The sequence below is a fragment of the Sphingopyxis sp. CCNWLW2 genome, assembly GCF_037095755.1.
GTDB lineage: Bacteria > Pseudomonadota > Alphaproteobacteria > Sphingomonadales > Sphingomonadaceae > Sphingopyxis.
Genome location: NZ_JBAWKJ010000001.1, coordinates 1,447,195 through 1,462,622, shown reverse-complemented (window position 1 = coordinate 1,462,622; position 15,428 = coordinate 1,447,195). Strand labels below are relative to the sequence as shown.

Genomic DNA, 15,428 nt, shown 5'->3' with positions numbered 1-15,428 from the left:
GGCCTCTATGACGGCGGTCACAGCAATTTCGCGGACCGCGACTAACCGTGTGCGATATGCGGCGATGGGTGGACTCTGTTCCCTGTTTCCAGCAGGATAGATGTTCGGACCGAACGGGGAGTTGACGATGGGCAAGGGATGGCGCGCGCTGGCTACGGCATTGGTCGGCAAGGCAAAACTGGCGCTGATCCTGCCCCTCACGCTCGCGATGGCCGCGACCGCCGCCGACACCGTCCCGCAGGTCACGCTTGCAACCCCGGGCAGCTCGGGCACCGGCGACGGCACGATCACGCGCTTCACGCTGCGCTTCTCCGAAGACATGGTCCCGCTCGGTGACCCCCGCGCCCCGGCGCCCGCGACCAACGACTGCAAATTACCCGCGACCGGCCGCTGGGTCGACACGCGTACCTGGGTGCTCGAATTCGACAAGCCGCTCCCCGGCGGGCTCGCCTGCCACGTCGAGCTGCGCGACGGGCTCAAGACCGCGCGCGGCGTGTCGGTCGCGGGCAACAGCCGCTTCGCGCTCGACACCGGCGGACCTTCGGCGCGCGCCGTGCTCGCGGGCGGCATGGACGGCGGCATCGAGGAGGATCAGATCTTCCTCGTCGCGACCAACGTCGCCGCCGACCGCGCCTCGGTCGGCCGTTTCGCCTATTGCGCGGTCGACGGCATCGGCGAGAAAATCCCGGTCGACGTCCTGCCGCGGGGCACCGCGACCGAGATATTGACCGGCCTCGGCGACAATAACTGGTCGCGCCAGTCCTTCACCTATGACGCCGGCCTGCCGCAGCGCTTCCCCGCCGCGGGCGCCGACCGCGAGGCCGCGCTCGACCGCATCGTCCCGGTCAAATGCCGCCGTCCGCTGCCCCCCGGCCGCGAGATGGCGCTCGTCTGGGACGCCCGCATCGCGCAAGCCGGCGTCCCCGGCCGCACCGCGGGGCGCGACCAGCGCTTCGACCATGACGTCCGCCCCGCCTTCACCGCGAAAATGTCGTGCAGCCGCATCAATCCGCAGGCAGGCTGCAACCCGATCAAGGACGTCGTCCTCAGCTTCGCCTCGCCCGTCGCCCGCGAAACCATCCTCGCCGCGACGCTGAGCACCGCCGACGGCAAGAAACTGACGCCGAAGGTCGACGACGACGACAGGAATGACGCGTGGCTGACCACGGTCCGCTTCACCGGCCCGCTGCCGCAGAATGTCGACGCGACGCTCGTGCTGCCCGCGAACGTCACCGACCAGAGCGGCCGCAAGCTGCAGAACCAGTCGAATTTCCCGCTGAAATTCCACATCGACCGCGCCCCGCCTTTGGTCAAATTCGCCGCCGAATTCGGCATCCTCGAAGCCGGCGAGGGCGGCGTGCTGCCCGTCACCGTGCGCGGAGTCGAAGGCACGATGGTCCAGGCGAACCTCAAAATGCCCGCGACCGCACTCAAGGTCGGCGACGACGATGCCGCGATCGCGCGCTGGCTGAAGCGCGTCGATGACGCCGACGACACCGACTATCGCGAGGAAAAGAACGCCGCGGGCAAGGACGTGACGGTCAATTACACCGGTACCAAATCGGTGTTTGCGGGTGCGCCCGCGGGCGGCGAACGCCGCGATATGCAATTGTCGCCCCCCGCGGGCGGCAAGGAATTCGAGGTCGTCGGCATCCCGCTCGCCGAAAAGGGCTTCCACGTCGTCGAGATCGCGAGCCCCGAACTCGGCGCCGCGCTGCTCGGCCGCAAGTCGACGCGCTATGTCGCGACCGCGGCGCTCGTCACCAATATGGCGGTGCATTTCAAATGGGGCCGCGAAGGCTCGCTCGCATGGGTGACATCGCTCAATAGCGGCCTCCCGGTTGCGGGCGCCGAAATCCGCGTCACCGACGCCTGCACCGGCCGCCTGCTCGCGCGCGGCACCGCCGACAAGGCGGGCCGTCTCGCCTTCGCGGGCGGGCTGCCGCAGCCCGAAACCTATTCGAGCTGCGAAGAAACGCCCGATCCGTCGAAGAGCGAAGGCCACGCATTGATGGTCTCTGCGCGCGCGGGCGACGATTTCAGCTTCACGCTCACCGACTGGGGCAACGGCATCCGCCCCTATGACTTCGACCTCCCCTATGGCTGGTCGGAGCGCAACGACATCCTCCACACAATCTTCGACCGCGCGCTCGTGCAGGCGGGTGAGACGGTGCATATGAAGCACATCCTGCGCCGCCCCGTCGGCCTCGGCTTCCGCACCCCCGAACCGCTCGCGGGCAAGCTCCGCCTCGTCCACCGCGGCTCGGATACCGAATTCGAAATGCCCTTCAGCATTGCCGCAACCGGCAGCGGCGAGACGGTGTGGAACGTCCCCGCCTCGGCCCCGATGGGCGATTACGAGCTCGTCTTCGTCACCAAGGACAAGGATGGCGAGGACAAGACGATCTGGTCGGGCCAGTCGGTCAAGGTCGACGAATATCGCCTGCCGACGATGAAGGCGACGATCACCGGCCCGAAGACCGCGCTCGTGCGCCCCGCCGCGGTGCCGCTGAGCCTTTTTGTCGGCTATCTCTCGGGCGGCCCCGCGCCGAACATTCCGGTCGAACTGCGCACCAATTTCCGTTCAAGCTGGTCGCCGCCCGAGGATTACAAGGATTGGGATTTCGACGGCCAGCCGGTGAAGGAAGGCGTCGTCCAGCTCGACGACAGCGGCGACGAACCCGGCGCCGAACTGCCGCTCGCGCGCTCGGTGCCGCTGAAGCTCGACGCCAATGGTGCCGCGACGACCAATGTCACGGTCGACCAGCCGATCACCGAACCGACGCTGATGGCGGCCGAAATGGATTATGAGGACGCGAATGGCGAGACGCTGACGTCGAGCCGCCGCATCACGCTTTACCCGTCGGCCGTGCGTCTCGGGCTCAAGACCGACGGCTGGCTGATGCGCGACAATGACCTCCGCCTCAATTTCATCGCGCTCGATCTCGACGGCAAGCCGATTGCGGGTCAGCGCGTGCAGGTCGCGCTCTATAACCGCGAGATCATCACCGCGCGGCGCCGCCTGATCGGCGGCTTCTACGCCTATGACAACCAGATGCGCACGACCAGGCTCGATGCGACATGCAGCGCGACCACCGACAAGCTCGGCCGCGCGAGCTGCGCGATGGCGCCGGGCATCTCGGGCGAGGTCACCGTCGTCGCGACGACGCTCGACGAGGGTGGCAACGAAGCGCGCGCGGTGCGCTCGGTGTGGCTCGCGGGCGACGACGACTGGTGGTTCGGCGGCGACAATGGCGACCGCATGGACGTGATCGCCGAAAAGCCGCGCTATGCCGCGGGCGACACCGCGAACTTCCAGGTCCGCATGCCGTTCCGCGAAGCGACCGCGCTCGTCACCGTCGAACGCGAAGGCGTGTTGTCGAGCTTCGTCGTGCCGCTCAAGGGCACCAACCCCGTCGTGAAGGTCAAGCTCCCCGCGACCTACGCCCCCGACGTTTATGTCTCGGTGATGGCGGTGCGCGGGCGCGTCACCGGCGAGGAAAGCTGGTTCCGCAAGATGAAACGCGCGGTCGGCTTCAAGATCGAGAATAGCGAGGGCGCCCCGCCGACCGCGCTCGTCGACCTTGCGAAACCGAGCTACCGCATGGGCATCGCGCGCATCAAGGTCGGCTGGGAAGGTCACCAACTCGGCGTCAAGGTGAAGGCCGACAAGGAGAAATATTCGGTCCGCGAAACCGCGAAGGTCGCGATCGAGGTCAAGACCCCGGGCGGCAAGGCGCCGAAAAACGCCGACGTCGCCTTCGCCGCGGTCGACGAGGCGCTGCTCCAGCTCGCCCCCAACGAAAGCTGGCAGGTCATCGACGCGATGATGGGCGAACGCACGCTCGATGTGCTCACCTCGACCGCGCAGATGCAGGTGGTCGGCAAGCGCCATTATGGCCGCAAGGCGCTCGAACCCGGCGGCGGTGGCGGCGGCGACCTGTCGGGCCTGACGCGCGAGGATTTCCGCCCCGTCTTGCTGTGGAAGGGCAATGTTCCGCTCGACGCCAAGGGCCGCGCGACGGTCGACGTGCCGCTGTCCGACAATCTCTCGGGCTTCCGCCTCGTCGCGATCGCGACCGACGGATCGCAATATTTCGGCACCGGTGAGACGACTGTCCGCACCGTGCAGGATCTCGGCGTCTTCGCCGGCATGCCCGAACTGGTGCGCACCGGCGATACCTATGACGCGCGCTTCACGCTGCGCAACGGCACCGACAAGGAAATGACCGTCACCGCGACCCCGACGCTGTCGCCCGCCGTCGCGACCGCGCCGCCGCTCACCGTCACTATTCCGGCGGGCGGCGCGGTGCCGATCAGCTGGTCGATGACCGCGCCCGAGACCACCGGTCCGATCGAATGGACCGTCGAGGCGGCGCAAAAGGGCGGCAAGGCCCGCGACCGCCTCGTCTTCGAACAGACGGTCGAACCCGCGGTGCCGGTCGAAACCTGGGCCGCGAGCCTCTTCCGCGTCGGCCCGAACACGACGCTGCCGATCGCCATCCCCGCGGGCGCGCTGCCCGGGGGCTACGTCGATATCGCGCTCGCCGGCACGCTCGCGCCGCCGCTCACCGGCGTGCGCGACTATATGAGCGCCTATCCCTACACCTGCTTCGAACAGCAGACGTCGCGCGCGGTGGCGCTCGGCGATGTCGGACGCTGGCAGGCGCTCGCGGGGGCGATGCCGACCTATCTCGATGACGACGGGCTGCTCCGCTACTGGCCGAACGAACGGATGGAAGGATCGATCGAGCTCACCGCCTATGTGATGAGCGTGACCGCCGCGAACGGCTTCGCGGTCCCCGAGGCGTCGAAAGCCAAGATGGTCAAAGCCTTGCAAGCGGTCGTCGAAGGGCGCCTGACGCGCAAGGGCTATGGCCCGTGGGATATCCGCCCCGTGCGCATCGCCGCGCTCGCCGCGCTCGCCCGCAACAACGCCTCGAGCGCAAGCCTCGTCGCCGCGATCGACGTCGCGCCGGTCGACATGGCCACCGGCACGCTCGCCGACTGGCTCGTCGCGATCGAAAAGACGCCGGGCGTGCGGAATGCCCCCGCGCTGCGCACCGCGGCCGAGGCCGAACTGCGCAAACGCCTCGTCTATGAAGGCACGCGCCTCGACCTCGTCGACGATGCCAAGGCGCCCTGGTGGATGATGACCAGCGGCGACGAAATGGCGATCAAGGCATTGGAAGCCGTACTCGGCCGCAAAGGCTGGGAGGATGACGCGGGCAAGCTGATGGTCGGCGTCGCACAGCGCCAGCGCAAAGGCCATTGGGACACCACCCCCGCCAACGCCTGGGGCGCGGTCACCGTCCGCCGCTTCGCCGACCTCTATCCGGCCAGCGCGATCACCGGCGTCACCAACATCGGCCTCGCGGGCGGCACCGCCTCGCAAAGCTGGCCGCTTCCGACCGAACCCGTGTCGCCGCTCCGCGTCGCGCTGAACGCCGCGACGATGAGCCTGAAGCATGAAGGCACCGGCGCGCCATGGGCCACCGTCAGCGTCAAGGCCGCGGTCCCGCTCAAGGAACCGCTCAACGCGGGTTACCGTATCAAGCGCTCGGTCAGCATCGTCAAGGCGGCGAACAAGGACCGCCTGACGCGCGGCGATGTGATCAAGGTGCGGATCGAGGTCGTCGCGGCCGCCGGCCGGACGTGGGTCGTGATCAACGATCCGATCGCGCCGGGCGCGACGATCGTCGGCAACCTCGGCGGCCAGTCCGAAATGCTGGCCGAACAGGCCAGCGGATCGGGCGCGCAGCCGAGCTATGTCGAGCGCGGCAAGGACAGCTGGCGCGGCTATTTCGGCTGGATGCCCGCAGGCACCCATGCGGTCGAATATGTCGTGCGGCTCAACGGCTCGGGCCGCTTCACCCTGCCGCCGACGCGCGTCGAGGCGATGTATTCGCCCGCGATCCGCGGCCAGTGGCCGAACGCGCCGATCACGGTGGCGAGCGTGGGGCAGTGATGGCTTCACACGTTCACGCCACCCTATCCATGCGTCCCCGCGAAGGAGCATCGGGTCGGATCGTCCCCCGGACGATCCTTGAACATGCGGGGCATGTTCAACCCGATACTGACCCATCTCCGGTGGGTTCGAACTCGCTCCGGCGGGAGATGGGCTCCCGCCTTCGCGGGAGCACGCGCTAATTTAGCCGATGGATTTATCCCGCAAACGCCGCTGGCGCGACATTCTCGCATGGACCGCGCTCGGCCTGCTCGTCCTCGTCACCATCGCCCACCTCCTCACCCGACCGCCCGCGATGCCCGCCTTCGACGCGGTCCGTGCCGACTGGAAGCCCAGCGAAGCCTGGCTCTACGACCGCGATGGCCAATTGCTCGACAGCGAACGCGTCAATTTCGAACGCCGCCGCCTCGCGTGGGTGCCGCTCAGGGACATTAGCCCCGCCGTCCGCACCGCCGTGGTGCAAAGCGAGGATCGCCGCTTCTGGTCGCACGGCGGGGTCGACTGGCTTGCGATCACAAGCGCCGTCCGCGCGCGCCTGACGATGTTGGGGGGGACCGGCGACCGCTCGCGCGGTGCCTCGACGCTTGCGATGCAGCTCGCCGCCTTTCTCGACCCCAGCCTCGCGCAGCCCGGCAAGCGCGACTGGCGCACCAAGCTCCGCCAGATGCGCGCCGGACAGGCGCTCGCGGCAAACTGGTCGCACGAGCAGATGCTCGAAGCCTATTTCAACCTCCTCCCCTTGCGCGGCGAGGCGCAGGGTATCGGTGCCGGCGCGCAAAGCCTGTTCGGCAAGAAGCCCGCCGAGCTAAACCGCACCGACGCCGCGCTCTTCGCCGGACTCCTCCCCAATCCCGCCGCAGGCGCCGAGGCGCTCGGCCGCCGCGCCTGCCGTGTCGCGCAAGCGAAGGACTGCACCGCAATCCGCGCCGCCGCCGCAACGCTCGTCTCGGGCGAGCACGCCGCGCGCTTCGATCCGGGGCTCGCCCCCCACCTCGCGGTCCGCCTGCTCGACCAGCCCGGCAAGCGCGTCACCACCACCATCGACCGCCGCATCCAGACCGCCGCGATCGTCGCGCTGCGCCGCCAGCTCGCGGGCCTGGGCTCGGACCGCGTGCGCGACGGTGCGGTCGTCGTGCTCGACAACGCCTCCGGCGAAGTGCTCGCCTATGTCGGCGGCGTCGGCCTCAAATCGACCGCATCGCAAGTCGACGGCGCCAACGCGCGGCGGCAGGCGGGCTCGACCTTGAAACCGCATCTCTATGCGCAGGTGATCGAACATGGCTGGCTCACTGCGGCGTCGATCCTCGACGACAGCCCGGTCCAGCTCGACACCGCCTCGGGCCTCTATGTCCCCAAAAACTACGACCACAGCTTCAAGGGCCCGGTCAGCGTCCGCCACGCACTCGCCAGCTCGCTCAACGTCCCCGCCGTCCGCGCGCTCGTCATCGACGACGTCCAGCAATTCCGCGACCGCCTCTGGGCCTTGGGCTACCACGGCCTCGTCGAGGACGGCGAATATTACGGCTTCAGCCTCGCGCTCGGCTCGGCCGAAGTGTCGCTCGTCGAACAAGCGAACGCCTTTAGAACTTTCTCCAATATTGGCCGCTGGTCGCCCGTACATTTCTTGGCCGGCGAAAAAACGGAAGATTCCCGTCAGATCGTCAGCCCTGCCGCCGCTTTCATCGTCGGCGACATCCTCGCCGACGCTTCCGCCCGCACCGATGCCTTCGGCGCCGACAGCGCGCTCCGCCTCCCCTTCTGGGCCGCCGCCAAGACCGGCACGTCGAAAGGCATGCGCGACAATTGGTGCATCGGCTGGTCCGACCGCTTCACCGTCGCCGTGTGGGTCGGCAATCTCGAGGGCGATTCGATGCGCGCGGTCTCGGGCACCTCGGGCGCCGCGCCGGTGTGGCGCGACGTGATGCTCGCGCTCCACGCCGGTAGCCCCGGCAGGGCACCCGCGATGCCCGCGGGCGTCGAGGCGCGCCAGATTACGCTTTCGGGCACCCGCGAACCCCCGCGCCGCGAATATTTCCTCCGCGGCACCGCGCAAACCGAAATGGCGGCCGCGCCGCAGGCCGCGCGCCGCCCGCGTATAACCAGCCCGGTCAGCGGCAGCGTCTATGCGCTCGACCCCGACATCCCGATCGACCGTCAGCGGCTCGCAGTCATCGTCAGCGGATCGGTGACCGGATACCGCCTGATCCTCGACAAAAAGACGCTCGGCGATGCCGATGCTGGACAGCAAATCCTGCCGCGCCCCGGCGTCCATATGCTGACGCTGGTTGATCCAGGCGGCCGAATGATTGACCGAGTGCGCTTTACCGTACGGTAAGCGGCCCTGGTCCGCGTCGAATGCCGCGCGGGACCCATGAAATTAAGTTGCGCTGACGCGTGGAGCGTCTAGTCTGCCCCGCCATGAGACGGGCGGCAGTTCAGCCGCCCCCAAGGGGATGACTATGTTATTTGACCGCGTAAAGCCGTTGGATGCCATTTTGGCGACAGCGGAAAAAAAGTCGCTTACGCGCACGCTCGGCGCCTTTCAGCTCACCATGCTGGGGATCGGCGCCGTGATTGGAACGGGGATTTTCGTTTTGACCGCCGAGGCCGCGCAAAAGGCCGGCCCGGGCATGATGATCAGCTTCATCATCGCCGGCTTCGTCTGCGCCTTCGCCGCGCTCTGCTACGCCGAAATGGCCTCGATGGTCCCCGTATCGGGCTCGGCCTATACCTATAGCTACGCCGTGATGGGCGAACTCATCGCATGGATGGTCGGCTGGGCGCTGATCCTCGAATATGCGGTCGCCGCCGGCGCCGTTTCGGTCGGCTGGTCGGGCTATGTCGTCGGGCTGATCGAACATGCGTTCAGTATCGACATACCCTCGGCATGGGTGCTCGGGCCGTTCGACGGCGGGATGATCAACCTGCCGGCGATGTTCATCGCGGGCGTCGTGACTATGCTGCTCGTCATCGGCACGCGCGAATCGGCGACGATCAACGCGATCCTCGTCGTCATCAAGGTCGCCGCGCTGACGCTCTTCATCATCCTCGCGGTTCCCGTGATGAACATGGAGAATTTCGAACCCTTCGCACCGCTCGGCATCGGCGGCATCGGCGCCGCCGCAGCGTCGATCTTCTTCGCCTATGTCGGCTTCGACGCGGTCTCGACCGCGGCCGAGGAAACCAAGAACCCGCAGCGCAACATGCCGATCGGCCTGATCGGCAGCCTTGCGATCTGCACCATCTTCTACCTGCTCGTCGCCGCCGGCGTCATCGGCTCGGTCGGCGCACAGCCGGTCGGCATCGATGCCGCCGCGGGTCATGCGCTCGAACCCGGCAGCCGCGAACTCGCCGCCGCGTGCGGTGCGATCGGCGATCAGGCGGTGGTCTGTTCGAAGGAAGCGCTGGCGTGGACGCTGCGTGAAATCGGCTGGCCGCAGATCGGCAACCTGATCGGCCTCGCTGCCGGTCTCGCGCTGCCGTCGGTCATCCTGATGATGATGTTCGGCCAGACCCGCATCTTCTTCGTGATGAGCCGCGACGGTCTGCTCCCGCAGGCCTTCTCGAAGATCCATCCGAAGTTCAACACGCCGCACGTGATCACGATCATCACGGGCATCGCGGTCGCGCTGTTCGCCGCCTTCTTCCCTGTCGGGCAGCTGGCGAACATCTCGAACTCGGGCACGCTCTTCGCATTCGCCGCGGTGTCGATCGCGGTGATGGTGATCCGCAAGACCGATCCCGGCCGCCATCGTCCGTTCAAGACGCCGCTGATCTATCTCACGGCGCCGATCGCGATCGCGGGCTGTCTGTATCTCTTCTTCAACCTCGACCAGAAGAGCATCAACCTCTTCCTGATCTGGGCGGGTATCGGCCTCGTCGTCTACTTCGCCTACAGCCGCTCGCGCAGCCATGTAGGTCAGGGACATATCGAGGTACACGAGGACGACCCCGACGCACCGCCGCCGCCCGTTCCGCCGGCCCCGTCGTTCAACTGACGGTTCAAATGATGCTAAGGGAAAGGGGGCTTCGGCCCCCTTTCTTTTTGGCCGGTGCATCGAACAAGTCCGCTAACGACCGGTTGCGGACGTTCGATATTCCCGTGTGGCGATGCAATGCCTGCTTAGACTATCTCGGCGCGAGCGCTTCGGAAATGCTCGCTCTATGTTCTGGACAGTATTCAGAAAGCTCGTGGAGGTCGTTCAAAGGGAACGACATCAAGAGCTGAAATCTTAAATGCTGTGGTGGAGGCAATGCGCCAGATATGATTTGCTCGCGGTCGATCAAGCTGCCGCAAACGCCCAATTTTAGACGCTCGCGGTCTGGGGAAGTTTCGAAAGCCACATTTAAATTGCTTACGCTTCTGCTTCCCGTTCCGTCACGTCCGGCGGCCCCACCGTACCAATACATTTGACCGAGATCATGGCCACTTTCACAGTGCTCGAAACTGCTATCCTTGAGCGCCGACAACAGCATGTCGGGGGTGACTCTTAGAAGAAAATGCGGTCCAGGATCACGAATAAACCAGTGATCGAGAACGCCTTGCTCCACTCGATCTATCTTCAGCACTGTCGGGAAAAGCGCGACCGATGCGAAGTCATAGTCCGTTTGACGATCATCAATGGTCAAATTTGCACCGTGAATTATCATCTCGCGACGCTAGCCCATCCCAAGCAAACTTCGCAAGCTGTGCGGCTGGATCTGTGCGCTGCTTAAACGCACATCGACTGGTGGGTTCCGTGTCCGCTCACCACCCCAAAGCGGACGGACGTCGGCTCAAGCCGACAGGGCCGCTAATAAGGCGATTTCGGTGCCGTTCCCGGCCGGGTGAACAGCTTGCCGCGCTCGGCCCAGAAGACGAGCGCGAGACCGACCACCGCGCTGATCAGGAAAGCATAGGCCAGCGGCAGCGTCGTGCCGTCATATTGCTGGCCGATCGTCGCGCCGACGGTCGCCGCGAGCAGCGTCTTGGCAAAGCTCTGATACGACGAGGCGACGCCCGCCATATGGCCGAAATCCTCCATCGCGATCGACCCGAAATTGCTGCCGATAAAGCCGACGAGCCCGACGTTGACCATCATCAAAGCGGTGAACATCCAGAGCGTCTCGACCCCGCTCAGCGCCGCGACGATCTGCAGGATTGAGGTCGCCATGAAAGCGAAGACCGCCGACTGCGACACGCGCCGCGCGCCGAAACGCTCGACGATCGCGGCGTTCGAGAAATTGGCGATCGCGATCCCCACCGCGACGCACGCAAAGATCAGCGGGAACATCTCCTGCGCGCCGAACACCTCGGAAATGATCTGCTCGCTGCTGTTGAGATAGCCGTACAGCGCGCCCTGCATCATCCCCGACGCGATCATATAGCCCGCGGCGCGGCGATGCCGCGTGACCGTCGCCCAGCCCGCGATCATCGTCTTGAGGTCGAGCGGCCGCACGTCGGCGGGATCGAGCGTCTCGGGAAGGCGGCGCAGCCAAAGCAGCATGACGATCGACATCAGCGCGAGCACGACGAAGATCGCACGCCAGCCCGCCACCGCGGCGATCCCGGCGCCGATCGTCGGCGCGATAATCGGCACGATCATAAAGACGAGGAAGATCAGCGACAGCCGTTTCGCCATCGCATCGCCCGCGAACAGGTCGCGGATCACCGCGACGACGATGACGCCGAGCGCCGCGCTGACCAGCCCGTGGATGAAACGCAGCACGAGCAGCATCGCGAAACTCGTCGCCAGCCCGCACCCGATCGCGAGCGCGAGATAGGCGAACAGCGCGGGGACGAGCACGCCCTTGCGCCCGAACCGGTCCGACAGCGGGCCGTACAGCAGCGAGCCGAAGCCGATGCCGAGCAGGTAGATCGAAATGATATGCTGGCGATCATTGGCGACGGTGACACCCAGCGCCTCGCCGATCGCGGGCAGTGCGGGCAGCATCGAATCGATGGCGAGCGCGTTGAGCGCCATGACCATCGCCATCATGACCACCATCTCACGGTCGCCCGGCAGGCTCCGTTGGGGGGATTGGGCCGGCTTGTGCATGGCGGCAGCCTATGCGCCCATGCCGCCGCTTTGGATAGCCCCCCAATGGTCCGCGGAGCCAAAGGGCATTGCTATGCAACGCAAAAGGGCCGCCCGCTCCCCTTACAGGAGCGGACGGCCCTTCGCTTTTCGTGCCTGGCGGCTCAGCCCTGGCGGGTGCCGGTCATCGCCATCGAACCGAACGCACCGGCCTTGATCGTGCCGGTCAGCGCGTCGCCGTCGATCGTCGCTTCGCATTCGAGCGTCATCGGCATCGGCACCTTCATGTTCATGGTCCAGGTCAGCTTGTTGCCGTCGACCTTGCCATTTTCGACATCGAGCGAACCCATCGCGCCGGCGTTCTGGCCGGTGAAGCCGCCGCCGTCGCTATTCACGGTGAAAACCGACTTCTGGTCGCCCATCGGCGACTTGGTTACGCAATCATAGCTGCCATCGACTTGGGACATATGGGCTCTCCTTACTGAAACTGATGTTAGTTATCGAGGGACACCGTTTCCACCGGCAGACCCAATCCGTCAAGCTGCGGTTTTACGACCGCGGCATCGCCGACGACGACATAGACCAGACCGTCGGTGCTGAGCGCCTTGCGCGCCGCCGCGTCGATTTCGGCCGCGGTCATCGCTTCATAGGTCGCGGGCAGCGTTTCGTAATAATTGTCGGGGCGGCCGAACTTGACGATCTGCCGGATTCCGCCGAGCACGTCGCCCGAGGTTTCGAAGCTGCCGGGCAGTTCGCGGACGCTGCCGTTGATCGTGCGTTCGAGCTCTTCCTTCGTCACGCCCTTGTCGCCGAGGAAGCTTTTGAGATCGCTCTGCAGCTCCTTGATCGAATCGCCCGTGCGGTCGGCCTGCACCGGCGCCGCAGCGATCCAGGTCAGCCGGTCCTGATCGCCCGAAATGCGGCTGCGCACGCCATAGGACCAGCCCTTGGTCTCACGGAGATTCGTGTTGAAGCGCGAGAGGAAGTTGCCGCCGAAAATATCGTTCGCCGAGCGCAACACTTCGAGCTCGTCGCCGCCCTTGGCGTCGAGAACCTTGCCTGCGAGGATCACGGACTGCGGCGACTTCGGCCGGTCGAACAGCAGGATGCGCGGCTTCGGCGCCGGGATCGCGATCTCGAAATGCTTGACCGGCTTCGCGGTCGCGGGCGACTGCCATTGACCGAGCGTCGTATCGAGCTGCTTCTTCACTTCGGCGAGCGTCGTGTCGCCCACGACGAAGATGCGCGCATTGTCGGGACGGATCCACGCCGAATGGAAGGCCGCAAGCTGGCCCTGCGTCACCGCCGCCACCGATTTCGCATTGCCCAGGCCCGACGGCGGGATACCATAGGGATGGTCGGCGCCGTACAGCACCGGCGTCAATATGCGCGAAGCGATCGCGTTCGGATTGTTGAGTTCGGACTTCAGCCGGTTGAGCTGCTGCGCGCGCACCCGTTCGAGCTCCTTGGCATCGAACGCCGGATTGCGGATATAGTCGGCGAGCAGGCTCAGCGAGGCGCCGAGGTTCGGTTTCAGCGCGAACAGGCTGAACACCGTTTCGTCGGCATTGGCGGTCGCGTCGATCTGCGCGCCGAGCCGTTCCTTCGCTTCGGCAAAGGCGATCGAATCGAGGCTCGTCGTGCCCTCGTCCATCAGGCTGAGCATCAGCGACTGGGTGCCCAATGCGTTGTGCGGATCGGCGGCATAGCCCGCGTCGAAGCTGACCGCGACATTGACTGTCGGCACCGTCGTGCGGCGCGCGAAAACGACCTCGACGCCGTTTTTCAGCTTGGTGCGTTCGATCGCGGGAAAATCGAGCGCCTTGAGGTCGGCGACCGCCGGCAGCTGCGAACGGTCGGCGAACGACGACACGCCGCCGGTATCGGGCCCGACATCGCCGAGCGCGTCATTCCAGTAACGGTCGGGCTGGATCGGCTCAGCCACCTTGCCGCCCGTCACCGCGCCGCCGCGATTTTCGCCGCCCTCGGTCCGCTCGCCGGGGGTATAGGTCAGCGAGAAGGCCGGGCGCGAAAGCCATTTGTTGGCGACCGCCTTCACCTGTTCGGGGGTCGCCTTCGCCATGCGGTCGAGCTCGACCTTATAATAAGCCGGATTGTTCGAATAGAGCGCGCCCTCGGCCAGCGTCACCGCCTTGCCGCCGAAACCGCCGACCGATTCGAGCCCGGAGATCGTGCCCGCCAGATAGCTTGCCGCGGTCCGCTGCAACTCGTCCGCGGTCGGCCCGCTGGCGAGGAAGCTCGCGATTTCGGCGTCGAGCCGCGATGCGACGAGCTTGGGGTCGACGCCCGGCTTCACATCGGCCTGCACCAGCAATATGCCGGCATCCTCGAACGGCTGCGCCGCCGCCGACACGCTCACCGCGACCGGGTCCTTGCGCACCAGCGCATTGTCGAGCCGCGACGACGACAGGCCTCCGAGCACGCCCATCGCCATCTGCAGCGGCACCGCCTCGGGATCGTTGAGGCCGGGGATCGCCCACATGCGATAGATGCGCGTCGTCGGAACGAGATCCTTGACCTCTTTCGCCAGCGGCGCGGGCAGCGTTGGGATCGACGTCTTCGGCGCCGCGATTTCGGGCCCGCGGGGGATGTCGCCGAACCATTCCTGCACCTTGGCTTTCGCGGTCGTGACATTCACGTCGCCTGCGAGCACCAGCACCGCATTGTTCGGGCCGTAATTGTCGGTGAACCATTTTTTCACGTCGCCGAGGCTCGCCGAGTTGAGGTCGCCCATCGAACCGATCGTGCTGTGGTGATAGGGGTGCCCGGTCGGGAAGAGATTTTCGAAAATCTCGTAGCGCAGCAGGCCATAGGGATTATTGTCGCCCTGCCGCTTCTCGTTCTGGACGACGCCGCGCTGGTTATCGAGCTTTTCTTGCGTCACCGCGCCGAGCAGATGCCCCATGCGGTCGCTTTCGAGGAACAATGCGCGGTCGAGCGCGCCCGTCGGCACCGTCTCGAAATAATTGGTGCGGTCGACGTTGGTCGTCCCGTTGCTGTCGGTCGCGCCGACCTGTTGCAGCGGCTCGAAGAAATCGCCGGGCGAATTTTCGGACCCGTTGAACATCAGATGTTCGAACAGATGCGCAAAGCCCGTCTTGCCCTTGGGCTCATGCTTCGACCCGACGCGATACCACACCGATACCGCGACGACGGGCGCCTTGCGATCCTCGTGCACGATCACGCGCAGGCCGTTGTCGAGCGTGAAGGCCTGATAAGGAATATCGACCGCCTTCACGAGGTCCGCGATCGGTGCAGGGTTCGCGGCCTTCGCCTTGGCGAACGCGGGGCCCGCGGCGACAAGCGACGTGGTCACCGCCAGGGCGAGGGCGAAACGATGGAAACGGGGCATGAAAATCCTCTTGTTCGGATGCTGGCCTCAGGCCTGCTTAGGTCCGAGTGCCGGACGGCACTGTATCAAT

General features: G+C 66.0%; 7 protein-coding genes. 3 read left to right on the top strand and 4 right to left on the bottom strand.

Annotation, left to right across the window (positions count from 1 at the left end; translation table 11 throughout):
* Window positions 1–127: 127 nt before the first annotated feature.
* The 3 genes from V8J55_RS06845 to V8J55_RS06835 all read left to right on the top strand — a co-directional run bounded on the left by V8J55_RS06845 (window position 128) and on the right by V8J55_RS06835 (window position 9,966).
* Entirely contained in the window at window positions 128–5,968 is a 5,841-nt protein-coding gene (locus V8J55_RS06845; RefSeq protein ID WP_336444906.1) for an alpha-2-macroglobulin family protein, read from the top strand.
* Window positions 5,969–6,158: 190 nt separating this feature from the next.
* Window positions 6,159–8,303 (top strand): penicillin-binding protein 1C, encoded by a 2,145-nt coding sequence (gene pbpC / locus V8J55_RS06840; protein WP_336444905.1) that lies wholly within the window; start codon window positions 6,159–6,161, stop codon window positions 8,301–8,303.
* Between the two features lie 124 nt (window positions 8,304–8,427).
* Window positions 8,428–9,966: an amino acid permease gene (locus V8J55_RS06835; RefSeq protein ID WP_336444904.1), complete on the top strand. Its 1,539-nt coding sequence runs from the start codon at window positions 8,428–8,430 to the stop codon at window positions 9,964–9,966.
* Window positions 9,967–10,096: 130 nt separating this feature from the next.
* Here the strand turns inward: V8J55_RS06835 and V8J55_RS06830 are convergent, their stop codons facing one another.
* From V8J55_RS06830 to V8J55_RS06815, 4 genes are all read right to left on the bottom strand, one after another.
* On the bottom strand, window positions 10,097–10,597 hold the full coding sequence (locus tag V8J55_RS06830) for a hypothetical protein (protein ID WP_336444903.1): 501 nt from the start codon (window positions 10,595–10,597) through the stop codon (window positions 10,097–10,099).
* A 164-nt stretch (window positions 10,598–10,761) separates the two neighbouring features.
* Window positions 10,762–11,955, bottom strand: a complete 1,194-nt coding sequence (locus V8J55_RS06825; RefSeq protein ID WP_336444902.1) for a multidrug effflux MFS transporter — start codon at window positions 11,953–11,955, stop codon at window positions 10,762–10,764.
* Between the two features lie 194 nt (window positions 11,956–12,149).
* Window positions 12,150–12,452, bottom strand: coding sequence for a hypothetical protein (locus V8J55_RS06820; RefSeq protein ID WP_037516240.1), 303 nt, complete (start codon window positions 12,450–12,452; stop codon window positions 12,150–12,152).
* Window positions 12,453–12,478: 26 nt separating this feature from the next.
* Window positions 12,479–15,358: a M16 family metallopeptidase gene (locus V8J55_RS06815; protein ID WP_336444901.1), complete on the bottom strand. Its 2,880-nt coding sequence runs from the start codon at window positions 15,356–15,358 to the stop codon at window positions 12,479–12,481.
* Between the last annotated feature and the right edge of the window lie 70 nt (window positions 15,359–15,428).